Source organism: Pseudomonas sp. Irchel 3E20 (assembly GCF_900187645.1).
GTDB lineage: Bacteria > Pseudomonadota > Gammaproteobacteria > Pseudomonadales > Pseudomonadaceae > Aquipseudomonas.
This window is the reverse complement of record NZ_FYEE01000001.1, coordinates 88,928-114,954: the sequence shown is the minus strand read 5'-3', so window position 1 is coordinate 114,954 and position 26,027 is coordinate 88,928. Positions and strand designations below refer to the sequence as shown.

Here is a 26,027-nt window from a genome sequence, read left to right as displayed (position 1 = left end):
GGGGTCTGAAAGCGGCAAACGCCCGGCCTGACAGAAGCCAGACCGGGCGTTGCGTTTAGAGGCCTGCTGATGCGCCGTGCATTTGCATGCGGCTGCCCATCACGGCTCCTGAAGTGCGCGAGTTAGAGGCTGCGAGCAACCTGAACCTTCTCGAAGACTTCGATCTTGTCACCGACTTTGACGTCGTTGTAGCTCTTCACGCCGATACCGCATTCCATGCCGGCACGTACTTCGGAAGCGTCATCCTTGAAGCGGCGCAGGGATTCCAGCTCGCCCTCGAAGATAACGATATCTTCACGCAGTACACGGATTGGACGGTTACGGTGCACAACACCTTCGATAACCATGCAACCGGCGATCGCGCCGAATTTCGGCGAACGGAACACGTCACGCACTTCGGCCACGCCCAGGATGTTCTCCCGCACGTCGCTGCCGAGCATGCCGGTCAGGGCTTTCTTGACGTCTTCGATGATGTCGTAGATCACGTTGTAGTAACGCATATCCAGACCTTCCTGCTCGACGATCTTGCGCGCACCGGCATCGGCACGCACGTTGAAGCCGAACAGTACAGCGTTGGAGGCCAGTGCCAGGTTGGCGTCGCTCTCGGTGATACCACCGACACCGCCACCGACCACGCGCACTTGCACTTCGTCGTTGCCCAGGCCATTCAAGGCACCGTTCAACGCTTCCAACGAACCACGGACATCGGATTTGAGGACGATGTTGAGCGTCTTCTTCTCTTCCTGACCCATGTTCTCGAAGATGTTTTCCAGCTTGCCAGCATGAGCGCGAGCCAATTTGACTTCGCGGAACTTGCCTTGACGGAACAGAGCCACTTCACGGGCCTTCTTCTCGTCGGCCACTACGCTCATCTCGTCGCCAGCGTCCGGTGTACCGTCCAGGCCGAGGATCTCGACAGGAATGGAAGGACCGGCTTCCTTGATGGACTTGCCGTTCTCGTCGAGCATGGCGCGCACGCGGCCATAGTTCGAGCCCACCAGGACCATGTCGCCTTGACGCAGCGTACCGTCCTGAACCAGAACAGTCGCTACCGGGCCGCGCCCCTTGTCCAGACGGGACTCGACCACAACACCGCGACCCGGGGCCGAAGGCGTTGCCTTGAGCTCCAGAACTTCGGCTTGCAGCAGGACCGCTTCGAGCAGGTCGTCAACGCCGGTACCCATTTTTGCGGATACGGAAACGAATGGCGTATCACCGCCCCACTCTTCGGATGTCACGCCGTGAACCGACAGTTCGCTACGGATGCGATCGAGATCGGCGCCCGGCTTGTCGATTTTGTTCACCGCAACAACCAGTGGAACACCAGCAGCCTTGGCGTGCTGTACGGCTTCAATGGTCTGCGGCATTACGCCGTCGTCCGCTGCAACCACCAGGATCACGATGTCGGTAGCCTTGGCACCACGGGCACGCATGGCGGTAAACGCGGCGTGACCTGGGGTGTCGAGGAAGGTGACCATGCCGCGTTCGGTTTCAACGTGGTATGCACCGATGTGCTGGGTGATGCCACCGGCTTCGCCAGCTGCAACCTTGGCACGACGGATATAGTCGAGCAGGGAGGTCTTACCGTGGTCAACGTGGCCCATTACGGTCACGACAGGGGCACGGGAGAACGCCTCGCCTTCAAACTTCAGGGACTCGGCCAGGGAATCTTCCAGGGCGGTGTCACTGACCAGGGTCACTTTGTGGCCCAGTTCTTCAGCAACCAGTTGGGCAGTTTCCTGATCCAGTACCTGGTTGATGGTCGCTGGGGTACCCAGCTTGAACATGAACTTGATGATTTCAGCTGCCTTGACCGACATCTGCTGGGCGAGATCGCCCACAGTGATGGTCTCGCCGATCTTCACTTCACGCACGACAGGGCCGGTTGGGCTCTGGAAACCGTGGGCGTTGCGCTTCTTCAGCTTGGCCTTGCCGCGACCACCACGACGGAAGCCATCGCTTTCTTCGTCGGTAGTACGTGGCGCAACCCGTGGCGCCGGAGCCTTTTCCTTGACGGTCGCACGATGAGGAGCGTTTTTACGCTCGCCATCGCCACTGCCGCGACGGTTGTTATCATCGGCACGCGGTTTGTCGGGGCGACGTGGCTCCTCACGCTTGCGTGCATCCGCCGCTGGGGCAGGTGCTGCAACCGCGGCTTCACGCACAGGCTCGGCCGCTGCAACAGGTGCTGCAACCGCAGGGGTCGAGACAGGTTGCGCAGCAGTAGGCTGGCGAGGCGCTTCTTCTTCGGCGCGACGCTTGGCTTCTTCTTCAGCCTTCTGACGGGCAGCATTTTCTACTGCGCGACGTTCATCCAGTTCACGCTTGCGCTCGGCTTCGATTTCTTCCGGGCTACGCTGCACGAAAACTTTTTTCTTGCGCACTTCAACACTGATGCTTTTGCTGCCAGCAACACGCAGGGTGCTGGTGGTTTTACGCTGCAAAGTGATCTTGCGCGGTTCTTCCACTTTCGCCTTGTGGCTGCTCTTCAAGTGAGTCAGCAGGGACTGCTTCTCACTATCGCTCACACCTTCATCGGCGGCGGTGTGCGGCAGACCTGCCTCACGCATCTGCTGCAACAGGCGCTCTACCGGTGTTTTGACCTCATCGGCCAGTTGTTTCACCGTGACTTGCGTCATGCACTTCTCTCCTCAGGCCGCGCCTAATTACTCGAACCAATGGGCTCGGGCGGCCATGATCAACTTGCCGGCACGATCATCGTCAATGCCGTCGATGTCGAGCAGGTCGTCAATAGACTGCTCGGCCAGGTCTTCGCGGGTAATTACGCCGCGCACCGCCAGTTCCATCGCCAAATCCTTGTCCATACCCTCAAGCGAGAGCAGGTCTTCGGCCGGATGGGCGTCTGCCAGCTTTTCCTCAGTAGCGATGGCTTTGGTCAACAAACGATCCTTGGCGCGAGCGCGAAGCTCGTTGACGGTATCTTCGTCAAAGCCGTCGATGTTGAGCATTTCCTCCACCGGTACGTAGGCAATCTCTTCCAGGCTGGTGAAGCCTTCGTCAACCAGTACCTGCGCCAGGTCTTCGTCGACTTCCAGCTCGTCGATGAAGTTGCGCAGAATATCGCCGGTTTCCGCTTGCTGCTTAGCCTGGATGTCCGATTCGGTCATCACGTTCAAGGTCCAACCGGTCAATTGGCTAGCCAGACGTACGTTCTGACCACCGCGACCGATGGCCTGAGCCAGATTGTCTGCGCCGACGGCGATGTCCATGGCGTGGGCATCTTCGTCAACAATAATTGCCGCGACTTCCGCCGGGGACATGGCGTTAATCACGAACTGCGCCGGGTTGTCGTCCCACAGAACGATATCCACACGCTCGCCGCCCAACTCGCCCGATACTGCCTGGACGCGCGAACCGCGCATGCCAATGCAGGCACCTTGCGGGTCGATACGCTTGTCCTTGGAGCGGACCGCGATCTTGGCGCGCGAACCCGGATCGCGGGACGCTGCCATGACTTCGATCAGGCCTTCGGCGATTTCCGGCACTTCGATGCGGAACAACTCGATCAGCATTTCCGGCGCGGTACGCGACAGGATCAACTGCGGGCCGCGGTTCTCGGTGCGAATTTCCTTGAGCAGCGCACGCAAGCGCACGCCAACACGGAAGGTTTCGCGAGAAATGATGTCTTCACGAGCCAGCAACGCTTCAGCGTTGTTGCCCAGATCGACAATCACGTTATCGCGGGTCACTTTCTTCACGGTGCCCGAGATGATTTCACCCAGACGCTCGCGATAGGCATCGACAACCTGAGCACGCTCGGCTTCGCGAACCTTCTGCACGATGACTTGCTTTGCAGTCTGTGCAGCGATGCGGCCAAACTCGATGGACTCGATCTTCTCTTCAACGACATCGCCAACCTTGGCGCCAGGATGCGTTTGCGCAACCTTGCTCGGCCAGGTTTCGATTGCCGGATCATCCAGATCGGCTTCTTCGACCACCGTCCAGCGACGGAAAGTCTCATAGGCACCCGTGTGGCGATTGATTTCCACACGCAAGTCAACTTCGTCTTCAAAACGCTTCTTGGTAGCAGTGGCCAGGGCCAGCTCCAGCGCTTCAAAAATCACGTTTGCCGGTACGCCCTTTTCATTGGATACCGACTCAACAACCAGCAGTACTTCTTTGCTCATCGTACGCCTCGCCTTTCGCAAGCCATTGGATCCGCGGGATCCGCGTCTCAGTCAAAACTGGGAATTATATTGGCCTTGTCGACCATATCGATCGGCAACAGGAACTCGTGGTCTTCAACCTGCACCACGACGTCCTGATCCTCTACACCACGCAGAAGGCCTTGAAAATTGCGTCGACCTTCGAAAGGAGAGCGCAATTTGATCTTCACTTGCTCACCGGCAAACTGGGCAAACTGTTCAAGCGTGAACAGCGGGCGTTCCATGCCAGGAGAAGAAACTTCCAGGGTGTATTCAACGGATATTGGATCTTCAACGTCCAGAACACCGCTGATCTGACGGCTGACAATGGCGCAGTCATCCACCAAAACGCCGCCTTCTTTATCGATATAAACGCGCAACAGTGAGTGGCGACCTTGAGCCGAAAACTCAATACCCCAGCATTCATAGCCAAGGGCCACGACCACCGGGGCCAGCAAGGCCTGCAACTGTTCTAGCTTGCTCGACACCTGAACCCCCTCGTGCATGTTTGTGCATGCTGTGTAAATAAAAAAAAATGGGCGAAGCGCCCATCCCTGAAACGCCGTCGAATAGCGGCGTTATAAAGTGTCCAGCTAACAAAAAGCCCCTTAAAAGGGGCCCTTGAAACTGGTTGCGGGGGCCGGATTTGAACCGACGACCTTCGGGTTATGAGCCCGACGAGCTACCAGACTGCTCCACCCCGCGACAAAGCTGGGGCGGAAGTATACGACCGATCCCTTGCAGGGTCAATGTAACCTTCCACCTACAAGAAAGCCCGCAACAGCGGGCTCTCCTGATAATTGGTACCGAGAAGGGGACTCGAACCCCTACACCCTATGGGCACAACCACCTCAAGGTTGCGTGTCTACCAATTCCACCACCTCGGCAATACAACGTTACTGCATGAAACCCTTCTTACTTTTGCTCTTGAGCTGGAGGTACGTCAGTCGCATCAGTTGCCGACTTTTGCTCTTGAAGCACCGGTACATCATCAGAAGCCGGCTTTTGCTTTGGAACTTCCAACACCGCTGGATTAGGCAAACCTACCTGAGTCAGCTCTTGAGCTTTCTCTTTAGCAAAGTAACCTAACCCCAAGCTGGTTATGAAGAAACCTGCGGCAAGTATAGCAGTAAACTTACTAAGAAAGGTAGAGGAACCTTGGCTTCCGAAGACAGTATTTGAAGCACCTGCCCCGAAAGACGCACCAGCGTCCGCACCCTTGCCCTGCTGAAGCAATACCAGAGCAACTACGCCCAACGCACCCAGCAGATGAAAAACGACTACGACTGTTTCCAGCATTTTCTCAGTTTCCCGCGGCGCGACATATCGCACCGAACTCATCTGCATTCAGGGAAGCCCCACCAATGAGCCCCCCATCGATATCCGGCATGCCGAACAGTTCGACCGCATTGGCCGCCTTCACGCTGCCGCCGTATAGAAGCCGCACACCTCGTGCGACCTCAGAATTCTCTGCCGCCAACTGTGCGCGAATGGCTGCGTGCACATCCTGCGCTTGTTGCGGCGAAGCAGTCAGCCCGGTACCAATGGCCCAGACCGGCTCGTAAGCTATAACTGCCTTGGCAAAGGCACCGACTCCCAGCTCCTCGATGATGCTGCCTAGCTGACGCCCGACAACCTCAAGAGTTTTCCCGGCTTCGCGTTGCGCAAGGGTTTCCCCTACACACAACACCGGAGTCAAGCCACAAGCCTGTGCCGCTGCGAATTTCCGATTCAGTGCCCCATCAAGCTCGCCCATGATTTGACGACGCTCGGAGTGCCCGACAAGCACAAGGGAACAACCTGCATCCACCAACTGACTAGGCGCAACCTCACCCGTCAACGCACCTTGCATCGGTTCCACCGCAGAGTTCTGCGCGCCGACTGAAATCGACTTACCTTTCAAGCCATCAACCACTTGGTTGATATACAAGCAAGGCGGGAAAACCGCGACATCAACACCGCTCGACAAGGCCAGATGACGAAGGCCATTTATCAGCTCAGCGACGCTGGCGCGGGTACCGTGCATCTTCCAGTTACCAGCTACCATAGGGCGACGCATGCTGTACCTCGTCGGTCAAAGTGGGCGCAGATGTTACCCAACCCTTTCAACACTGGCAAGCCGAAATCAGGCAGAAACTTCAGCAACCAGTTTTGCCAGCTCCTCTGCATAGCCGCGAACCTGAGCCTCGTCATCACCTTCGACCATGACACGAACCAAAGGCTCAGTGCCCGACTTACGCAACAACACGCGCCCACGACCAGCCATCGCAGCAGTGACACGGGCGCACGCCTCTTTGACGGCATCATGCTCGACCGGGTTTACCCCACCCGAGAAGCGCACGTTCAGTAAGACCTGGGGGCACTTGCGCAGCGCCTGACGAGACTGGGCAAGGCTTTCATTACGCCGCTTCAAGGCCATCAAGACCTGCAACGCGGCGATGATCGCATCGCCCGTCGTAGTGTGCTGGAAGCAGACGATATGTCCGGAGTTTTCACCACCAACCTGCCAGTTGCGCTCCAGCAGATCCGCAATGACGTAGCGATCACCTACATTGGCGCGAACAAATGGAATGCCCAGATCAGCCAGGGCCAACTCCAGCCCCAGATTGCTCATCAGCGTACCGACCACACCGCCCTGCAGCTGCTTACGCTCATGCAAATCGCGCGCGATGATGAACAAAAGTTCGTCGCCATCAACTATCGCTCCGGTGTGATCGACCATGAGCACCCGGTCGCCGTCACCATCAAAAGCTATCCCAAGATCAGCATGCTCAGCCAACACTGCCGCCTGCAATGAGGCCATGTGAGTGGAGCCACAATTGTCATTGATGTTCAGCCCATTGGGCTGTGCGGACAGCACAGTAACCTCGGCGCCGAGCTCGCGGAACACACTGGGTGCAACCTTGTAGGTCGCACCATGGGCACAATCAAGTACAACCTTGAGCCCGGAGAAACTCGTACTGGTAGGCACACTGCTTTTACAGAATTCGATGTAGCGGCCCGACGCATCGTTGATCCGCGAAACCTTGCCTATCTTGCTGGACTCGACCACCGTCATCGGCGTCTCAAGCAACTCTTCGATCATCAGTTCGATTTCGTCCGGCAGCTTGGTCCCCTGCCCGGAGAAGAACTTGATGCCGTTGTCATCATGGGGATTGTGCGACGCACTGATGACAATACCGGCCTGAGCCTGAAACGTGCGCGTGAGGTAAGCAATGGCTGGCGTAGGCATAGGGCCAAGCAACATGACATCGGCGCCGGCAGATGTCAGGCCAGCCTCTAGAGCCGACTCGAACATGTAGCCAGAGATTCGCGTGTCTTTACCAACAAGCACTTTGCAAGCGCCCATGCTGCGGAAGGCCATACCTGCGGCCCATCCGAGCTTGAGCATAAAATCCGGTGTGATCGGGTAAACGCCGACACGACCACGAATGCCGTCGGTCCCAAAATATTTTTTAGTCATAAGTGCTCCATCATTCCTATTCGGCCGATTCCACCGCAGCGAGCATGCGCACCACATCGACCGTTTCGGCGACATCATGAACTCGCAAAATCCGTGCACCTTTCACAATTGCCAATGCAGCGAGCGCGAGACTGCCGTGAAGGCGCTCTCCTACGGGGCGATTCAACGCCAGGCCTATCATGCTCTTGCGCGAAACACCGACCAACAGCGGTCGACCAAGAGCATGCAAGGCGTCCATATGTTTAAAAAGACTTAGATTGTGCTGCAGGTTTTTAGCGAACCCGAATCCCGGATCGAGAATGATGCGATCAGGCGTGATTCCCACAGCGGCGCATTGGGCAACGCGCTCAACCAGGAACTCTCCGACGTCACCAACAATATCGCGGTACTGCGGGTTGTCCTGCATGTCACCCGGCTCACCAAGCATATGCATCAAACACACTGGTAGCCCTGTTGCCGCAGCTGCATCCAAAGCACCCTCCCGTCGCAGGGATCGAACATCGTTTATCAGCCCAGCCCCCAAACGGGCAACCTCACGCATCACCGCAGGCGTGGAGGTATCCACCGAGATAATGACATCTAGCTCACGATGAATGAGTTCGACAATAGGCGCGACGCGCTCCAACTCCTCAAGAGGCGATACCATCCGCGCACCAGGACGGGTCGATTCTCCGCCTACATCAATCAGCGTGGCGCCAGCGTCGACCATCGCTCGCGCATGACGCAAGGCTGCATCCAACTGGCTGAATCTGCCGCCATCGGAAAAGGAGTCAGGAGTGACATTAAGGATACCCATAACATGCGTATGGGCCAAATCAAGAACCCGATTGCCGCAAGGCAATCGGGTGGAGGAGGGAACAAAAGTCATTTCAAGCCTTAAACGTCAGCAGCAGGGCCGCCAATAGGTGTTTCCGGACGCTCATCCTGCACAACCGGCGGAGTACCCGAAGTACCGGCGCCACCCGACCAATCACGAGGCTCGCGTGGCGGGCGCCCCGCCATGATGTCGTCAATCTGTTCGGCATCAATGGTTTCGTACTTCATCAAGGCATCAGCCATCGCATCCAGCTTGTCGCGGTTATCCGTGAGGATTTGTTTAGCCGTGCCATAGCACTGATCGATGATGCTGCGCACCTCGGAATCGATCAGCTTAGCGGTTTCACCGGAGAAGCTAGCATGCTGACCACCGCCGCCACGACCGAGGAACACTTCACCCTCTTCTTCTGCGTACATCAAGGGGCCAAGCTTCTCGGACAAACCCCATTTGGTAACCATATTCCGCGCTATCTGGCTGGCACGCATGATGTCGTTGGACGCACCTGTCGTCACACCGTCAAAGCCCAAGGTCATCTCTTCGGCAATACGCCCACCGTAAAGCGAGCAGATCTGGCTGATGAGCGCACGCTTGGAGAGGCTGTAGCGATCCTCTTCCGGCAGAAACATCGTCACGCCCAGGGCTCTGCCGCGAGGAATGATCGAAACTTTGTAGACAGGATCGTGCTCCGGCACGACGCGCCCGACAATGGCGTGACCAGCCTCGTGATAAGCGGTGTTCTGCTTCTCTTTCTCCGACATGACCATGGATTTGCGCTCTGCGCCCATCATGATCTTGTCCTTGGCCAGCTCGAATTCTTTCATCTCAACTACACGCTTGCCTGTACGAGCAGCGAACAGCGAGGCTTCGTTGACCAGGTTTGCCAGGTCAGCACCCGAAAAACCAGGAGTACCGCGGGCAATTACCGCAGGAGCAACGTCGTCGCCCATCGGCACCTTGCGCATGTGAACCTTGAGGATCTGCTCACGCCCCCGAATATCGGGCAAGCCCACCACGACCTGACGGTCGAAACGGCCTGGACGCAACAGCGCCGGGTCGAGCACGTCGGGGCGGTTGGTTGCGGCGATGACGATGATGCCGTCATTCATCTCGAAACCATCCATTTCCACCAGCAACTGGTTGAGCGTCTGCTCACGCTCATCATGACCACCGCCCATGCCCGCACCACGATGGCGACCAACGGCATCGATCTCGTCGATGAAGATGATGCACGGTGCGTGCTTTTTCGCCTGCTCAAACATGTCGCGAACACGGCTGGCGCCCACACCGACGAACATCTCGACGAAATCGGAACCGGAAATGGTGAAGAATGGAACCTTGGCTTCACCAGCGATAGCCTTGGCCAGCAGGGTTTTACCGGTACCTGGCGGACCGACCATCAATACGCCACGAGGAATACGGCCACCCAAACGCTGGAACTTGCCTGGATCGCGAAGGAACTCGACCAGTTCGCCGACTTCTTCCTTGGCCTCGTCGCAACCTGCGACGTCGGCCAGGGTGGTTTTCACCTGATCTTCAGATAGTAGGCGCGCCTTACTCTTGCCGAAACTCATCGGCCCGCCCTTGCCACCGGCCCCGCCCTGCATCTGCCGCATAAAAAACATGAAGACCGCGATTATCACCAGGATCGGGAAGCTAGCGACCAGAAGTTGAGTCCAGATACTTTGCTGTTCGGGCTGCTTGCCCTCGACAACTACATGGTTGTCCACCAGATCGCCAATCAGGCCATTGTCTTGGATCGCCGGACGGATGGTCTTGAAGCTGTCGCCATCGGTGCGCTTGCCGGTAATCACGTAGCCATCAACCGCTACGCGCTCGACCTTGCCATCCTTGACCTGCTGGATGAAGTCGGAATAGTTGAGGGTTTGCGGCTCGTTAGGACTGGAGAAGTTGTTCATCACCGTCACGAGGACAGCTGCGATGATCAACCACAGGATCAGATTCTTTGCCATATCGTTCAATTAACTACCCTCTGAAGCAAGCTCCGCTACTGGCGCGCGCTTCGCATGATATTCACCGGCCTAACTTACTACATTACCTACAGCTCTGGCAGGCGCTGTCTGTAACCCTTTGTGAAACTTTGACTACAAGATATTCGTAAAGCTTCGTGACGAAAGCGACACAAAAAAACCTATCGGCTCACTCAAAGACGCTCATCGCTGGCAGCGCCTTCTATCCCACGAAAACCGCGCCCCAGCAAATACTGCTCGCGGGAACGGTCACGCGATGAGATCGGCTTGCGCATCTGAACCTTGTCGAACAGTTTGCGGATGTCCTTGTGGTATTGATCGAAGCCTTCACCTTGGAAAACCTTGATTAAAAAATCACCACCTGGACGCAGTACCCGCCCCGCCAAGTCCAATGCCAATTCGCAGAGGAACATCGCACGCGGCATATCTACAGCAGCCAATCCACTCATATTGGGGGCCATATCGGAAATCACAAGGTCTACCTGCGTATTTCCGACCGCTTCCAGGATTTGCGCCAGCACCGCATCTTCGGTGAAGTCGCCCTGAATGAAGGTCACATCGGGAATACTGTCCATTTCCAGGATGTCGGAGGCGATCAAGCGGCCCTGACCGCCAATCAGACGACTGGTCACCTGGGACCAACCGCCGGGCGCCGCCCCCAGATCAATAACGGTCATGCCTGGGCGGATCAAGCGGTCTCGCTCCTGGATCTCCAGCAATTTGTAGCTTGCGCGGGAACGGTATCCATCTTTTTGCGCCATTTTGACGTAGGGATCGTTGAAATGCTCTTTCAGCCAGTTATGGCTAGTCTTGGAACGGGCCACGGGCCACCTCTAAAAATAAATCGGGTCGTGATTAACTGGGCGGTCCCGGACTCGCTCGGGTAAACTGGCCGCCGCTTTTTACAAGATCAGACGCAGGGGTCAGATTATGCCGCTCACTCAAGAGCAGAAGAAACAGTACAAATCCATTGGCCACCATCTGAAACCAGTTTTGACTGTGGCTGACAACGGTTTGACTGAAGGTGTGTTAGCCGAACTCGAACGCGCCCTAGGCGATCACGAGTTAATCAAGATCAAACTCAACATCCTGGATCGCGAAGCGCGCCTGGCTGCCATTGCAGAACTCTGCAAGGCCGGCAAGGCTGACCTGGTCCAGGTCATCGGCAAGATGGCGTTGATTTATCGCAAGAACTTCAGCGCCAACAAGCAGCTGTCGAACGTGCATCGCTTCAAGTAAAAAAGAGTCAAGGGTGTGCTTCGCGCACCCTGCCACTCCACCCAGGCACGGGTTGCATCACCAGTACCAGCCCGCTGATGCCAAGCACAAGATAGTTCAATAACTGCCAGCGCAATGCATCCGGCAGCATCAACTGCACAATGAAGTACATCACGCTCGCATAAACAGCGACCAGCAGCATTTGCCCGCGAACATCCCGCCACAAGCCCGGCAGCCCCAGCACTTGCGTCAGCACCAAAATCTGGAAACACACGCACGCCGCTGAAAAACCAACCAGCAGCGTGCTCAGGGAACGTGAGATTTCATCTATCAGCAGCGGTGCCAGGCCGACTCGATCCAGCACCGGCAGCACGCCAAGATAAAGCAGCCAGAGGCCACCGACCCATAGCATCTGGGTCAATTGCCAAAGCATGGCGCCGGCCTGGAGCAGGCGCCCGCCTTCAGATGTGACGAACTTCGACAATCTCGTACTCGATCACACCACTGGGTGTTTTGACAGCGACTACATCGCCCTCTTCCTTGGCGATCAACGCCCGAGCCAGAGGCGATCCGACAGAGATCTTGCCGAGCTTGAAGTCCGCTTCATCTTCACCAACGATCTGGTAGGTGACGCGTTCGTCAGTCTCGACGTTGGCGATTTCGACAGTTGTACCGAAAATCACCTTGCCGGTGTGAGGAATGGTCGTAACGTCGATGATGACCGCATTCTGCATACGACCTTCGATGTCACGAATCCGCGCCTCGACCATCCCCTGCTGCTCGCGGGCAGCGTGGTACTCAGCGTTTTCCTTCAGGTCACCCAACTCGCGGGCCGTACCGATGTCCTGGCTGAGCTTGGGACGGACGACCTTGGTCAGGTGAGCGTGCTCTTCTTCCAGGGCGCGAGCGCCCTGAACAGTCATGGGGTACTTGGTTATGCTCATGCCTTCAATCCTGCGTGTAGATCCTGCAAGCGACGCACGGTCTTTTCCGGACCGAACTTGAGCGCTTCGCAGATGGCTTCGCCAGCAGCAATGGTGGTGGTGCAGTAGATCTTGTGCTGCAGAGCGTTGCGACGAATGGAATAGGAGTCAGCAATCGACTGACGCCCTTCTGTGGTGTTGATAATCAGGGTCACTTCGTCGTTCTTAATCATGTCGACCACGTGCGGACGACCTTCGGTCACCTTGTTCACGCGGCGCACTTTCAGGCCGGCCGCCTCGATCAACTTGGCAGTACCGGCGGTAGCGACTACATCGAAGCCCAGGCTGATAAGGTCACGGGCCACACCCGCCACCAGCGGCTTGTCGTCGTCACGCACACTGATGAAGGCAGTACCACCAGTGGGCAACACTTCACTGGCGCCCATCTGGGCCTTGGCGAAGGCTTCGCCGAAGGTATCGCCAACGCCCATCACTTCACCGGTGGACTTCATCTCTGGGCCGAGGATCGGATCGACTCCAGGGAATTTGGCGAATGGGAACACCGCCTCTTTCACACTGTAGAAGTTCGGAATGATTTCCTTGGTGAAGCCGATTTCCTTCAGGGTTTTACCTGCCATCACACGAGCGGCGATCATGGCCAGGGAAACACCGATGCACTTGGACACAAACGGCACGGTACGCGAGGCGCGCGGGTTGACTTCGATGACGTAGATGTCTTCGCCCTGCAGCGCCAATTGCACGTTCATCAGGCCGACAACGCCTAGTTCCAGGGCCATTTTCTTGACCTGCTCGCGCATTTCGTCCTGGATGTGGGCGGGCAGCGAGTACGGAGGCAGCGAGCAGGCGGAGTCACCGGAGTGAACGCCCGCCTGTTCGATGTGCTGCATGATCGCGCCGATCACCACGTCGGTGCCGTCGCAGACAGCGTCTACGTCCATTTCGATGGCGCAATTGAGGAAGTGATCCAGCAGCACCGGGCTGTCGTTGGACACTTGTACCGCTTCGCGCAGGTAACGCTTGAGTTCTTCTTCTTCGTAGACGATTTCCATCGCCCGACCGCCCAATACGTAGGACGGACGCACCACCAGCGGGTAGCCGATCTTGCTGGCTGCACGGATGGCTTCGTCTTCGCTGCGCACGGTGGCATTCGGCGGCTGGCGTAGGTTCAGGCGTTCAACCATTTGCTGGAAACGCTCGCGGTCTTCGGCACGGTCGATGGCATCCGGGCTGGTACCGATAATCGGCACGCCGGCTTCTTCCAGGGCACGGGCCAATTTCAATGGCGTCTGGCCGCCATATTGCACGATCACACCCTTGGGCTTCTCGACCCGGACGATTTCCAGCACGTCTTCCAGGGTGACCGATTCAAAGTACAGGCGATCGGACGTGTCGTAGTCGGTGGAAACGGTTTCCGGGTTGCAGTTGACCATGATGGTCTCGTACCCGTCCTGGCGCAGGGCCAGAGCCGCGTGCACACAGCAGTAGTCGAACTCGATACCCTGGCCGATACGGTTCGGCCCGCCACCGAGGATCATGATCTTGTCACGGGTCGATGGGTTGGCTTCGCACTCCTCCTCGTAGGTGGAGTACATGTAAGCGGTGTCAGTGGCGAACTCGGCCGCGCAGGTGTCAACGCGCTTGTAGACCGGGTAGACCTCGAGTTTGTGGCGGTGGCGGCGCAGGCTCTTCTCGGTCACACCCAGCAGCTTGGCCAGGCGCATGTCGGAGAAACCCTTGCGCTTGAGGCGGTACATGGTGTCACGGTCGATGCTGGCCAGGCCCAGGGTCTTGACGCGCTCTTCGTCCTTAATCAGATCTTCGATCTGCACCAGGAACCAAGGGTCGATCATGTTCATGGCGAAGATGTCTTCGACGCTCATACCCGCACGGAAGGCATCCGCCACGTACCAGATACGCTCGGCGCCCGGCACGGTCAGTTCGCGCTTGAGCACCGCCATGCTTTCCGGATTGCTCAGGTCGAGCTTCGGATCGAGGCCACAGACGCCAACTTCAAGGCCGCGCAGGGCTTTCTGCAGGGATTCCTGGAAGGTCCGGCCGATGGCCATGACTTCGCCCACCGACTTCATTTGCGTGGTCAGGCGAGCGTCAGCCTTAGGGAATTTCTCGAAGGCAAAGCGCGGCAACTTGGTAACGACGTAGTCGATGGACGGCTCGAAGGACGCCGGAGTCTTGCCGCCGGTGATTTCGTTCTGCAACTCATCGAGGGTGTAGCCGATGGCCAGCTTGGCGGCGACCCGGGCAATCGGGAAACCAGTGGCCTTGGAGGCCAGGGCCGAAGAGCGGGATACCCGCGGGTTCATCTCGATCACGACCATGCGGCCAGTGGTCGGGCAAATGCCGAACTGGACGTTGGAGCCGCCGGTTTCCACGCCGATCTCGCGCAGTACCGCCAGGGAGGCGTTACGCAGGATCTGGTATTCCTTGTCCGTCAGGGTCTGGGCCGGTGCCACGGTGATCGAGTCACCGGTGTGCACGCCCATCGGATCGAAGTTTTCGATTGAGCAGACGATGATGCAGTTGTCCTTTTTATCGCGGACAACTTCCATTTCGTACTCTTTCCAACCGATCAGCGATTCGTCGATCAGCAGTTCCTTGGTGGGCGACAGGTCCAGGCCACGGGTGCAGATTTCTTCGAACTCTTCGCGGTTGTACGCGATGCCGCCGCCGGTGCCGCCCATGGTGAAGGACGGACGGATGATGCACGGGAAGCCAAGCTTCTCCAGCACCGCGTTGGCCTCTTCCATGGTGTGGGCGATGCCGGAGCGCGGGCAGGCCAGGCCGATGGATTTCATGGCCTTGTCAAAGCGCGAACGGTCTTCAGCCTTGTCGATGGTGTCGGCATTGGCGCCGATCATTTCCACACCGAACTTCGCCAGGACGCCTTCGCGCTCCAGATCCAGGGCACAGTTCAACGCAGTCTGACCGCCCATGGTCGGCAGCAGTGCGTCCGGGCGTTCCTTTTCGATGATCTTGGCGACGGTTTGCCACTTGATCGGCTCAATGTAGGTGGCATCGGCCATGTCCGGGTCGGTCATGATGGTGGCCGGGTTGGAGTTCACCAGGATGACGCGGTAACCCTCTTCGCGCAGGGCCTTGCAGGCCTGGGCGCCGGAGTAGTCGAATTCACAGGCCTGGCCGATAACGATCGGGCCAGCACCGAGAATCAGGATGCTTTTTATGTCTGTACGTTTTGGCATGGGTTGTCACTCAATCCGCAGGTCCGACGGCATTCCCGAAGGAGGAACCGCCTTAAACAGTCTTTGAAGAACCTGCCGGGGCCGCCGGTTGCACCGGGGCCGCCCGCAGGCGCTTCGCTACATCAAGGCCAGCCGTTAGCGGCGCTTGGCCATTTCGTTGATGAAGCGGTCGAACAACGGCGCCACATCATTCGGACCCGGGCTGGCTTCAGGGTGCCCCTGGAAGCTGAACGCGCTCTTGTCAGTGCGCTCGATGCCTTGAAGGGTGCCGTCGAACAACGACTTGTGGATCGCCCGGACATTGGCCGGCAGCGTGGTTTCATCCACCGCGAAGCCGTGGTTCTGGCTGGTAATCATCACCACGCCCGTGTCCAGGTCCTGGACCGGGTGGTTGGCACCGTGATGACCATGGCCCATTTTCAGAGTCTTGGCGCCAGACGCCAGGGCCAGCAGTTGGTGGCCGAGGCAGATGCCGAAGACCGGGATATCGGTTTCCAGCACAGCCTTGATCGCAGTGATCGCGTAGTCGCAAGGCTCAGGATCACCCGGGCCGTTGGACAGGAACACGCCATCCGGGTTAAGCGCCAGCACATCGGCCGCAGGGGTTTGGGCCGGTACCACGGTCACGCGGCAACCGCGCTCGACCAGCATGCGCAGGATGTTCACCTTGACGCCGTAGTCGTAGGCCACAACGTGGTAAGGCAACTCGGAGGCCTCGATGGTGGCGTGGCTGTCGGTTTTCAGATCCCAGACCGTGGAGCGCCACTCGTACTGCTTGGTGGTGCTGACGACTTTCGCCAGGTCCATGCCCTTGAGACCAGGGAAACCCCGGGCCGCAGCGATGGCGGCTTCTTCACTGATATTGTCGCCGGCCATGATGCAGCCGTTCTGTGCGCCTTTCTCACGCAGGATGCGGGTCAGGCGGCGGGTGTCGATACCGGCGATTGCCACCACGTTGTTGGCTTTCAGGTAATCGGACAGGGGCATCGTGCTACGCCAGTTGCTCGCAACCAGCGGCAAATCGCGGATCACCAGGCCAGCCGACCAGACGCGATCCGACTCGGCATCTTCAGGCGTGGTGCCCGTGTTGCCGATGTGCGGGTAGGTCAGGGTAACGATCTGTTGGGCATAGGAAGGATCGGTAAGGATTTCCTGATAGCCGGTCATTGCGGTGTTGAACACCACCTCACCAACGGTTTGACCGTCGGCTCCAATGGCTTCGCCGCGAAAAATGCTGCCATCAGCAAGGGCGAGTATGGCTGGCTTAGTCAAGAAGACCTCCCGTAAATAAAGCCTGAAAGGGCGATCGCAGGTTGCAAAAAAGCGGAGTGACGTATGGACACGTCACCCCGCTTTTTCACTGAATTATTCTGCGCGCTTTTAGTGGACACACTAAAGCTGTAGCTTACAGAAAAAGGCCTTTTTGGTCCACCGCTAAAGAGCCTTAAAGGCAGAGGAATGCGACAGAACATCGCTTAGCGGTTGAAAACGGGGCCCAAGCCTAAAGGTAGAGCCCCGTTTTAGCTACATCTCAACGAAGTTCGAGCACATCCTGCATGTCATATAGGCCAGCCTCGCGCCCTTGCAGCCACAACGCCGCACGTACGGCGCCCTTGGCGAAGGTCATACGGCTCGACGCCTTGTGGGTGATTTCCAGACGCTCGCCCTCAGTGGCGAACAGCACCGTGTGATCCCCCACCACATCACCTCCACGCACCGTGGCGAAACCGATGGTTTCGCGCTCGCGCTCGCCGGTGTGGCCTTCGCGGCCGTACACCGCCACCTTGGCAAGGTCACGCCCCAGCGCATCGGCGATCACTTCGCCCATGCGTAACGCGGTACCTGAAGGCGCGTCGATCTTATGCCGGTGATGGGCTTCGATGATCTCGATATCCGCATCGTCACCCATGACTCGCGCCGCCATGTCGAGCAACTTCAACGACAGGTTGACGCCAACACTGAAGTTGGCGGCGAACACAATCGCAATGTCCTTGCCCGCCTCGGCCAGTACTTGCTTCTGCGCTGCGTCCAAGCCTGTAGTGCCGATCACCATGGCTTTACCTGCCTGACGGCAGACTTCCAGGTTTTTCAGCATCACCGAGGGCAGCGTGAAGTCGATCAGGACGTCGAATTCGTCTACCACGCTTTCCAAGTTGCCGCACAGTGGTACGCCGATGCGGCCAAGGGAAACCAGCTCACCAGCATCGGCGCCGACCAGCGAACCGCCCGGGCGCACGATGGCGGCCGTCAAGCCGCACTGTGGCGCGCGCTGCTGCACCGCTTCGATCAGGTTCTTGCCCATGCGCCCGGCAGCGCCCATTACAGCTATACGTCGCATGCGCCGCTCCTTACAGATCACCGAAGAAGCGCTTCACGCCTTCGAACCAGCCTGTGGTTTTGGGCGAGTGGGTGTTGTCATCCGCAAGGGAACTACGCAGCTCTTCGAGCAATTCGCGCTGACGGCGGCTCAGGTTGACCGGCGTCTCGACCGCGACACGGCACATCAAGTCACCCGCGCCACCACCACGCACCGGCGCCACGCCTTTGCCGCGCACACGGAACTGCTTGCCGGTTTGCGTACCTTCCGGGATTTTCAGCTTCACCCGGCCGTCAAGAGTCGGGATCTCCAATTCGCCACCCAGGGCCGCATCGACAAAACTGATCGGCACTTCACAGAACAGGTGCTTGCCGTCGCGCTGGAAAATTGCGTGTTCGCAGACATTGATGACCACATACAGGTCACCCGTCGGCCCGCCCTGGGCGCCCGCCTCGCCTTCGCCGGAGAGGCGGATGCGGTCGCCGGTATCGACACCCGCGGGCACCTTGACCGACAACGTCTTGTACTCTTCGACGCGGCCTTCGCCGTGGCAGGAGTCACACGGATCAGAAATGATCTTGCCCTGACCATGGCAACGCGGGCAGGTCTGCTGCACCGAGAAGAAACCCTGCTGCATGCGAACCTGGCCGATGCCGCCGCAGGTCGGGCAGGTGATTGGCGAAGAACCTTTCTTCGCACCCGAGCCGTCGCATGGCTTGCAGTTAACCAGCGTGGGCACACGGATGTTGACGGTGGTACCGCGCACCGCCTCTTCCAGGTTCAGCTCCAGGGTGTAGCGCAGGTCACTGCCGCGCTGGGCGCCGCCACGGGAACCGCCGCGAGCGCCACCAAAGAAATCGCTGAACACATCACCGAAGATGTCGGAGAAATTCTGGCCGCCAAAACCAGCACCGCCGCCGCCCATGCTCGGATCGACGCCCGCATGGCCGTACTGGTCATACGCGGCGCGCTTGTTGGGATCACACAGGCATTCATAGGCCTCGTTGGCCTCTTTGAACAGATCTTCGGATTCTTTGCTATCCGGATTACGGTCCGGGTGGTGCTTCATCGCCAGACGGCGGTAAGCCTTTTTCAGCTCCGCTTCGCTGGAGCCGCGCTCCACACCCAATACTTCGTAATAGTCACGTTTTGCCATAAGTCTTTGCACTCTTAAGGACGTTCGGCAAACCCCTCCTGAGCTTCGCCAAACTCGTTGAGCCCCAATACAGGCCCGGACCCAACTCACGTCAATTCAACGATCCTGGTCTTTGGATTTTTCAGCCAGGAACCCGGCCAAAAACGCGATGACTGCCGCCCGGAAAGCAGGAGCATTCCCGATCGCACCGCCAGCATCCGAACGAAGTCGCATACCGTGAAAATTCACTTGCTCCAGACACGCCAACGCGGGAGCAAGCTCCCGCGCGGCGCCATCCTACCAGCCACCGCTTGAATGCAGTTAACCGGCCGACCAACAACTAATTACTTGTGGTCTTTTACTTCTTCAAACTCAGCGTCGACAACGTCGTCAGCTTTTTCAGCCGCCGGCTCGCCTTGCTGTGCCGCGCCATCAGCTGGCTTGGCTTGTTCGGCGTACATCTTCTGGGCCACTGGCGCAGAGACCTTCGACAGTTCTTCAACCTTGGCTTCGATGGCAGCCTTGTCGTCGCCTTTGACGGCGGCTTCCAGGGCAACCACTGCCGCTTCGATGGCTGTCTTCTCTTCGTCAGTCACCTTGTCGCCGGCGTCAGCGATCATTTTGCGCGTGGAGTGAACCAACGCATCGCCCTGGTTGCGGGCACTGGCCAGCTCCTCAAACTTACGGTCTTCTTCGGCGTTGATTTCAGCATCACGAACCATTTGCTGAATCTCGTCCTCGGACAGACCCGAGTTGGCCTTGATGACGATCGACTGAGTCTTGCCGGTCGCCTTGTCCTTGGCACCTACGTGCAGGATGCCGTTGGCGTCGATGTCGAAGGTCACTTCGATTTGCGGCACGCCACGGGGTGCTGGCGGAATCTCGGCCAGGTCGAACTTGCCCAGCGACTTGTTCTGCGCCGCTTGCTTACGCTCGCCTTGCAGCACGTGAATGGTCACTGCGCCCTGGTTGTCGTCGGCCGTCGAGAACACTTGCGATTTCTTGGTAGGAATCGTGGTGTTTTTCTCAATCAGCGCGGTCATCACGCCACCCATGGTTTCGATACCCAGGGTCAGCGGGCTGACGTCGAGCAGCAGCACGTCTTTCACGTCACCGGCCAGTACCGCACCCTGGATTGCAGCGCCCATGGCAACGGCTTCGTCCGGATTCACGTCCTTGCGTGCTTCTTTGCCGAAGAAGTCGGTTACCAGTTTCTGTACCAACGGCATACGGGTCTGGCCGCCGACCAGGATCACGTCGTTGATCGCACCAACGTCGATACCGGCGTCTTTCAGAGCAATGCGGCAAGGCTCGATAGTGCGCTGCACCAGGTCTTCGACCAAGGCTTCCAACTTGGCGCGAGAAATCTTCACGTTCAAGTGCTTAGGACCGGTGGCGTCTGCCGTGATGTACGGCAGGTTGACGTCGGTCGACTGGCTCGAAGACAGCTCGATCTTGGCTTTTTCCGCAGCCTCTTTCAGGCGCTGCATCGCCAGCGGGTCACCTTTAAGGTTCATGCCGCTTTCTTTCTTGAATTCGTCGACGAGGTAGTCGATCAGACGAATGTCAAAGTCTTCACCACCCAGGAACGTGTCGCCGTTGGTAGCCAGTACTTCGAATTGGTGCTCGCCATCGACTTCGGCGATTTCGATCACGGAAACGTCGAAAGTACCGCCGCCCAGGTCATAAACGATCACGGTGTGATCGCCTTTTGCCTTATCCATACCGTAGGCCAGAGCGGCCGCGGTAGGCTCGTTGATGATCCGTTTAACGTCCAGGCCCGCGATGCGGCCGGCGTCTTTAGTGGCCTGACGCTGGCTGTCGTTGAAGTACGCCGGAACGGTGATAACCGCTTCGGTCACCGCTTCGCCAAGATAGTCTTCAGCGGTTTTCTTCATCTTTTTCAAGATTTCAGCCGAGATTTGTGGCGGTGCCATTTTCTGGCCGTTCACTTCAACCCAGGCGTCGGCGTTGTCAGCCTTGACGATCTTGTAAGGGACCATCTGAATATCTTTCTGTACAACTTCTTCGTCGAAACGACGACCGATCAGACGCTTCACCGCATAGAGGGTGTTGTGCGGATTGGTCACGGCCTGACGCTTGGCCGATTGGCCGACCAGGATTTCACCGTCGTTGGCGTAGGCAACGATCGACGGCGTGGTGCGCGCGCCTTCGGCGTTCTCAATAACTTTAGCCTTGCCGTTTTCCAGCACGGAGACGCAGGAGTTGGTGGTCCCCAGGTCGATACCGATAATTTTGCCCATGTTCACTCTCCCGAAACTTTGGATTTGGTTGCCGCAGCAGTGGTGGCTATCTGCGGTAGCACTTAAACGCTTGACTTATAAATGGGGGCCTTACGGCTAATTTCAAGCCTGCTCGTCAATCGAGGGTGCAACAGCGGCAGGCGCCTTGCTGACCACGACCATTGCCGGACGCAACAAGCGGCCGTTGAGCTGGTAACCCTTCTGGAATGCGGCGACCACGCTGTTAGGCTCAAGGTCGGCATTCTCTTGAATCGACATCGCCTGGTGGCAATCGGCATTGAACGGCTCGCCGCACTGCGGGTCGATGGCTTCCAACTGATAACGCTTGAGGGTGTCCTCGAACATTTTCAGGGTCAGCTCAATGCCTTCGCGCATCGGACGGATGCTCTCGTCGTCCGGATTAGACAACTGCAGGCCACGCTCCAGGCTGTCGATGATCGGCAACAGGTCGCGCGCAAACTTCTCCAGCGCAAACTTGTGGGCCTTTTCTACATCCAGATCGGCGCGACGCAGAACATTCTGCAGCTCGGCGGCGGTGCGCTTGGTTTGATCCTGCGCACCGGCCAGTTGCTCCTCGAGCGCTTGCACACGAGCCCCGAGATCCTCGTTGGAATCCTGGGAAGCCTGATTGGCATCTGGATTTTGCGTATCCAGCGTCTGTTCGTCAGCCATAGATTTCTCCTCTCAATTTCGTCTGCGAGCTCGACTCGCACTTCTGTCCCGGTATATGGGGCCGCATTTTCCAGGTTCAAGGGCCGCGGGCCGGCAAAACCCATTTCCCTGCGAAATATCAGGCTATTCAAATTCCTACTCGCACTAAAGATGCGTCGATAACGAGAAAAACGAGCTAAGCGCCGGGATTGTCACACCCGAACAAAACACTGTATAAATAACCAGACAAAACACCCGGGAGCCTCCCTATGCTGGTCCACCTGTCTGTCCATAACTACGCCATCGTTGAACATCTCGATCTAGAACTCGATCGTGGGATGAGCGTAATCACAGGCGAAACCGGTGCCGGGAAATCGATCATGCTCGATGCCCTGGGCCTGACTCTGGGCGACCGCGCCGATAGCGGCGTGGTTCGTCCAGGCGCGGACAAAGCCGACATCCTCGCAACCTTCGACCTGAGCGACATCCCGGAAGCCAGCGCCTGGCTGGCCGAGCGCGACCTGGACTGCGACGGCCCCTGCATCCTGCGCCGGGTCATTACCGCCGAAGGCCGCTCACGCGGCTACATCAACGGCACGCCCTGCCCTTTGGGCGACCTCAAGGCCCTCGGCGAACTGCTGATCGACATTCATAGCCAGCATGAACATCAATCCCTGCTGAAAACCGACACCCACCGTCGCTTGCTCGACGAATACGCGGGCGCCACCGACCTGGCCCGTCAGGTACACCTTGCCGCCCAGCGCTGGCGCCAGACCCGCCAAGAGCTGGAACACCTTTCCAACTCCGGCGACGAACAGCGTGCACGCCATCAACTGCTCAGCTACCAACTCGAAGAGCTGGAAAATCTGGGCCTTGGCGAGAACGAACTGGAGCAATTGGAGCAGGAACACAAAAACCTGACCAACGCCGAGACGGTGCTGGGGATCTGCCGGCAGGTCGTGGAGCAATGCAGCGAAAGCGATTCCGGCAATGTGCTCAACGCACTCACCGCCAGCCTCAACCGTCTCTCCAGCGTAAACAACAGCAGCGGCGCTCTGGGCGAGGCCACCAGCCTGCTGACCAGCGCACAAATCCAAGTGGAAGAGGCTGTTGGCGAACTCAATCGTTTCCTCGATCATTTCGATGCCGACCCGGCACGCCTCCAGTACCTTGAGGAGCGCTTGGACGCGATCTACACCCTGGCGCGCAAACACCGCATCCAGCCCGCAGACGTGGCGCAAATGCAGCAAAAACTTCTGGATGAAATCGAAACCCTGAACGCCAACGATGAATCTATCGAACGGTTGCGCGAAGAACTGACGTCCTATGCCCGCCACTACCAAGAAAAAGCCCGCGACCTGAGCGATCTACGCCAAGGTGCAGCCTCTGGCCTGGCGTGCGCAGTAGAAGCAGAAATCCAGCGTCTGGGCATGCCCGGTGGGCGCTTCATCATTGAACTGCGACCCAATACCGGCACCGAGCTGTTGCCCCATGGCCTGGAGCAAGTCGAACTACTGGTCAGCGCCAACCCCGGGCAGCCTCTCAAGGCCCTGGCTAAAGTGGCCTCGGGTGGGGAGTTGTCACGGATCAGCCTGGCCATTCAGGTGATTACCGCCCAAACCTCCCGTGTACCGACACTGGTGTTCGATGAAGTCGACGTGGGTATCGGCGGCCCCACGGCGGAAATCGTCGGGCAATTGCTGCGGCGCCTGGGTGAACGCGGCCAGGTGCTGACAGTGACGCACCTGCCACAAGTGGCCTCCCAGGGCCATCAGCACCTATTTGTCCACAAGGTGCGCGGCGACGATGCGACCCACACCGCCGTATCCAAACTAAGCAAAAATGAACGCGTAGAAGAAGTTGCGCGGATGCTCGGCGGCATCGACCTGACCAAGGAATCCCTGGCTCACGCCAAGAAAATGGTAGTCACTGCAAAAAACTGAGTACGCCACAAAGCACGAAGGCGACCCTTGGGTCGCCTTCGCTCGTTTCGCGGACAACACCGCGCGACATGCTTACTTTTTCTTGCGTACGTACAGCACCAGATTGTGGTCAACCATCTCGAAACCGTACTTATCGACGATGGCTTTTTGCAGCCTCTCGATTTCTTCGTCGAAGAATTCGATGACTTCACTGGTCTCGACGTTGACCATATGGTCGTGATGCTTGCCGTCATCGAGTTCAAATACCGCGTGGCCGCCATCGAAGTTATGACGGACCACCAGGCCTGCCGCTTCGAATTGGGTCAGTACACGGTAAACCGTGGCCAGACCGACATCCTCTCCAGCTTCCATCAGCGCCTTGTAAACATCTTCGGCACTCATGTGACGCTGCTCGGCGGAATCGAGCATTTGTAGAATTTTGACCCGTGGCAGGGTCACTTTAAGGCCGGCTTTACGTAGTTCGCTATTTTCAACCATGGTCAGCTTTCTCGCGATGCTGCTTCGCAGCTTCTCTTAATACGGGTATGATCGGCGTTTACGTTGTCCCAGCCAAGATAGTGGAAGTCGCCCACCGATGCAAAACACCAAGCTCTTGCTAACCAGTTTCACCTTTGTGGGACTGCTCGCACTCGCCGGTTGTTCATTCCCCGGGGTTTACAAAATCGACATCCAGCAGGGCAATGTCGTCACGCAGGACATGATAGACCAGTTACGCCCGGGAATGACCCGCCGGCAAGTACGGTTTATTATGGGCAACCCTCTGCTGACAGACACATTCCATGCCGATCGCTGGGATTACTTGTATAGCCTGCAGCCCGGAGGCGGTGAGCGCCAACAGGAGCGCGTCAGCGTTATCTTCAACGCCAACGATCAACTCGTGAGCCTTTCCGGTGACTTCATGCCGGGCGTGAGCCGTGACGAAGCGATCCTGGGCAAAGACAGCGCCACGACCGTGACCGATCCGGCGCAGAACGCCGAGAAGGCAAAACCAGAAAAACCGGTCAAGCCGGGTTCTCTGCTGGATAAGATCCAGAAGGATGTCGACGGTGTAGAAACTGTTCCAGTCCCGACGCCAGAGCCACTGGATACCTCGCCGCAATAATCGGCCAGATAACAAAAAACCCGGCATGCCGGGTTTTTTGTTGCACACCAAAAAGCTAGAGCCCCATCGCCTTGGCCTGCGCAGCTTTGGCCGCCCTCAAGCGTCGCACCTCTTTAGGATCGGCCAGAAGCGGGCGATAAATTTCGATCCGATCGCCCTCCTCGATCAAGCGGGCCTGCGGGTCTGCCACCACTTTGCCAAAGATCCCGACTTGGCAATGCTCCAGATCCAACTTCGGAAACTGCGCCGCAACACCCGACTCACGCAACGCTGCCCGCACACTCGTGCCATGCGCAACGCGAGCCTTGAGCAAAACCTGACGCTCGGGCTCGGCATAGACCACCTCGTACTCGATCAATGGCTCAACCATGCATCTGCTTGGCGCGCTGGCAAAACGCGTCCACCAGGGTGTTAGCCGCCTGATTGAACAAAGGCCCCAGCGTGGCACGCACGATGGGCCCGGCGTAATCAAAAGACAGGTCCAGGCTGATCTTGCAGGCTTTCTCCCCCAGCGGCTTGAACACCCAGATGCCGTGGAGCTGGTTGAACGGCCCTTCTTCCAGGTTCATTTCAATCGAATGCCCCGGCACCAGGGTGTTCTTGGTGACGAAGTGCTGGCTGAGCCCGCCCTTAGCCACGCCGACACTGGCGCGCATATGCTCGTCACTGGCTTCAAGCACCTGGGCAGACGAGCACCAGGGTAAAAACTCCGGGTAACGCGTCACATCATTGACCAGGTCATAGAGGGCTTGTGCCGGATAGGGCAACAGGGCCGAACGTTGGATATGGGTCGTCATGTCA

Annotated in this window: 23 protein-coding genes and 2 tRNA genes; 3 read left to right on the top strand and 22 right to left on the bottom strand. The window is 58.0% G+C overall.

What is annotated here, in order from left to right:
* Positions 1–122: 122 nt before the first annotated feature.
* From infB to rlmE, 11 genes are all read right to left on the bottom strand, one after another.
* On the bottom strand, positions 123–2,639 hold the full coding sequence (gene infB / locus CKW13_RS00470; RefSeq protein ID WP_095105902.1) for a translation initiation factor IF-2: 2,517 nt from the start codon (positions 2,637–2,639) through the stop codon (positions 123–125).
* 27 nt (positions 2,640–2,666) lie between these two features.
* Positions 2,667–4,148, bottom strand: a complete 1,482-nt coding sequence (gene nusA / locus CKW13_RS00465) for a transcription termination factor NusA (RefSeq protein ID WP_095105900.1) — start codon at positions 4,146–4,148, stop codon at positions 2,667–2,669.
* Positions 4,149–4,195: 47 nt separating this feature from the next.
* Positions 4,196–4,654, bottom strand: a complete 459-nt coding sequence (gene rimP, locus CKW13_RS00460; RefSeq protein ID WP_176465021.1) for a ribosome maturation factor RimP — start codon at positions 4,652–4,654, stop codon at positions 4,196–4,198.
* A 140-nt stretch (positions 4,655–4,794) separates the two neighbouring features.
* Positions 4,795–4,871, bottom strand: a tRNA-Met gene (locus CKW13_RS00455).
* Between the two features lie 96 nt (positions 4,872–4,967).
* Positions 4,968–5,053 (bottom strand) — tRNA-Leu (locus CKW13_RS00450).
* Between the two features lie 28 nt (positions 5,054–5,081).
* Positions 5,082–5,465 (bottom strand): preprotein translocase subunit SecG, encoded by a 384-nt coding sequence (gene secG / locus CKW13_RS00445; RefSeq protein ID WP_095105896.1) that lies wholly within the window; start codon positions 5,463–5,465, stop codon positions 5,082–5,084.
* Between the two features lie 4 nt (positions 5,466–5,469).
* Positions 5,470–6,225, bottom strand: coding sequence for a triose-phosphate isomerase (tpiA, locus tag CKW13_RS00440; RefSeq protein WP_095105894.1), 756 nt, complete (start codon positions 6,223–6,225; stop codon positions 5,470–5,472).
* A gap of 66 nt (positions 6,226–6,291) precedes the next feature.
* Positions 6,292–7,629, bottom strand: coding sequence for a phosphoglucosamine mutase (gene glmM, locus CKW13_RS00435; protein WP_095105892.1), 1,338 nt, complete (start codon positions 7,627–7,629; stop codon positions 6,292–6,294).
* Positions 7,630–7,645: 16 nt separating this feature from the next.
* Complete coding sequence (gene folP / locus CKW13_RS00430) at positions 7,646–8,497, bottom strand: dihydropteroate synthase (protein ID WP_095105890.1); 852 nt, start codon at positions 8,495–8,497, stop codon at positions 7,646–7,648.
* An 8-nt stretch (positions 8,498–8,505) separates the two neighbouring features.
* Positions 8,506–10,416, bottom strand: coding sequence for an ATP-dependent zinc metalloprotease FtsH (gene ftsH, locus CKW13_RS00425; protein WP_095105888.1), 1,911 nt, complete (start codon positions 10,414–10,416; stop codon positions 8,506–8,508).
* 191 nt (positions 10,417–10,607) lie between these two features.
* Positions 10,608–11,258: a 23S rRNA (uridine(2552)-2'-O)-methyltransferase RlmE gene (gene rlmE, locus CKW13_RS00420; RefSeq protein WP_095105886.1), complete on the bottom strand. Its 651-nt coding sequence runs from the start codon at positions 11,256–11,258 to the stop codon at positions 10,608–10,610.
* Positions 11,259–11,364: 106 nt separating this feature from the next.
* On the opposite strand from rlmE, the gene CKW13_RS00415 reads away from it, so the two are divergent.
* Positions 11,365–11,673: a YhbY family RNA-binding protein gene (locus CKW13_RS00415; RefSeq protein WP_095105884.1), complete on the top strand. Its 309-nt coding sequence runs from the start codon at positions 11,365–11,367 to the stop codon at positions 11,671–11,673.
* 7 nt (positions 11,674–11,680) lie between these two features.
* On the opposite strand, the gene CKW13_RS00410 is transcribed toward CKW13_RS00415, so the two are convergent.
* The 8 genes from CKW13_RS00410 to grpE form a co-directional block, all read right to left on the bottom strand.
* The gene (locus CKW13_RS00410; RefSeq protein WP_095105882.1) at positions 11,681–12,085 is read right to left on the bottom strand and encodes an MFS transporter; all 405 of its coding nucleotides are present in this window, start codon (positions 12,083–12,085) and stop codon (positions 11,681–11,683) included.
* Positions 12,086–12,113: 28 nt separating this feature from the next.
* Positions 12,114–12,590, bottom strand: coding sequence for a transcription elongation factor GreA (greA, locus tag CKW13_RS00405; RefSeq protein WP_095106997.1), 477 nt, complete (start codon positions 12,588–12,590; stop codon positions 12,114–12,116).
* Between the two features lie 2 nt (positions 12,591–12,592).
* Positions 12,593–15,814 carry a carbamoyl-phosphate synthase large subunit gene (gene carB, locus CKW13_RS00400; protein WP_095105880.1) on the bottom strand — a complete coding sequence of 1,074 codons (3,222 nt, stop codon included), beginning with the start codon at positions 15,812–15,814 and terminating at the stop codon, positions 12,593–12,595.
* A 135-nt stretch (positions 15,815–15,949) separates the two neighbouring features.
* Positions 15,950–17,086 (bottom strand): glutamine-hydrolyzing carbamoyl-phosphate synthase small subunit, encoded by a 1,137-nt coding sequence (carA, locus tag CKW13_RS00395; RefSeq protein ID WP_095105878.1) that lies wholly within the window; start codon positions 17,084–17,086, stop codon positions 15,950–15,952.
* A 259-nt stretch (positions 17,087–17,345) separates the two neighbouring features.
* On the bottom strand, positions 17,346–18,152 hold the full coding sequence (gene dapB, locus CKW13_RS00390; protein WP_095105876.1) for a 4-hydroxy-tetrahydrodipicolinate reductase: 807 nt from the start codon (positions 18,150–18,152) through the stop codon (positions 17,346–17,348).
* A 10-nt stretch (positions 18,153–18,162) separates the two neighbouring features.
* Positions 18,163–19,287 carry a molecular chaperone DnaJ gene (gene dnaJ, locus CKW13_RS00385; protein WP_095105874.1) on the bottom strand — a complete coding sequence of 375 codons (1,125 nt, stop codon included), beginning with the start codon at positions 19,285–19,287 and terminating at the stop codon, positions 18,163–18,165.
* Between the two features lie 323 nt (positions 19,288–19,610).
* Entirely contained in the window at positions 19,611–21,530 is a 1,920-nt protein-coding gene (gene dnaK, locus CKW13_RS00380; protein ID WP_095105872.1) for a molecular chaperone DnaK, read from the bottom strand.
* A 102-nt stretch (positions 21,531–21,632) separates the two neighbouring features.
* Complete coding sequence (gene grpE, locus CKW13_RS00375) at positions 21,633–22,202, bottom strand: nucleotide exchange factor GrpE (protein WP_095105870.1); 570 nt, start codon at positions 22,200–22,202, stop codon at positions 21,633–21,635.
* A 248-nt stretch (positions 22,203–22,450) separates the two neighbouring features.
* On the opposite strand from grpE, the gene recN reads away from it, so the two are divergent.
* Positions 22,451–24,124, top strand: a complete 1,674-nt coding sequence (recN, locus tag CKW13_RS00370) for a DNA repair protein RecN (RefSeq protein WP_095105868.1) — start codon at positions 22,451–22,453, stop codon at positions 24,122–24,124.
* Between the two features lie 72 nt (positions 24,125–24,196).
* Here recN and fur read toward each other — a convergent pair whose 3' ends face one another.
* Entirely contained in the window at positions 24,197–24,601 is a 405-nt protein-coding gene (fur, locus tag CKW13_RS00365; protein WP_003197684.1) for a ferric iron uptake transcriptional regulator, read from the bottom strand.
* 97 nt (positions 24,602–24,698) lie between these two features.
* Between fur and CKW13_RS00360 the strand changes: the two genes are divergently transcribed.
* Entirely contained in the window at positions 24,699–25,226 is a 528-nt protein-coding gene (locus CKW13_RS00360; protein WP_095105866.1) for an outer membrane protein assembly factor BamE, read from the top strand.
* A gap of 55 nt (positions 25,227–25,281) precedes the next feature.
* Here CKW13_RS00360 and CKW13_RS00355 read toward each other — a convergent pair whose 3' ends face one another.
* Positions 25,282–25,596: an RnfH family protein gene (locus tag CKW13_RS00355; RefSeq protein WP_095105864.1), complete on the bottom strand. Its 315-nt coding sequence runs from the start codon at positions 25,594–25,596 to the stop codon at positions 25,282–25,284.
* The gene (locus CKW13_RS00350; protein ID WP_095105862.1) at positions 25,589–26,023 is read right to left on the bottom strand and encodes a type II toxin-antitoxin system RatA family toxin; all 435 of its coding nucleotides are present in this window, start codon (positions 26,021–26,023) and stop codon (positions 25,589–25,591) included. The genes CKW13_RS00355 and CKW13_RS00350 overlap by 8 nt, the downstream gene beginning before the upstream one ends.
* Between the last annotated feature and the right edge of the window lie 4 nt (positions 26,024–26,027).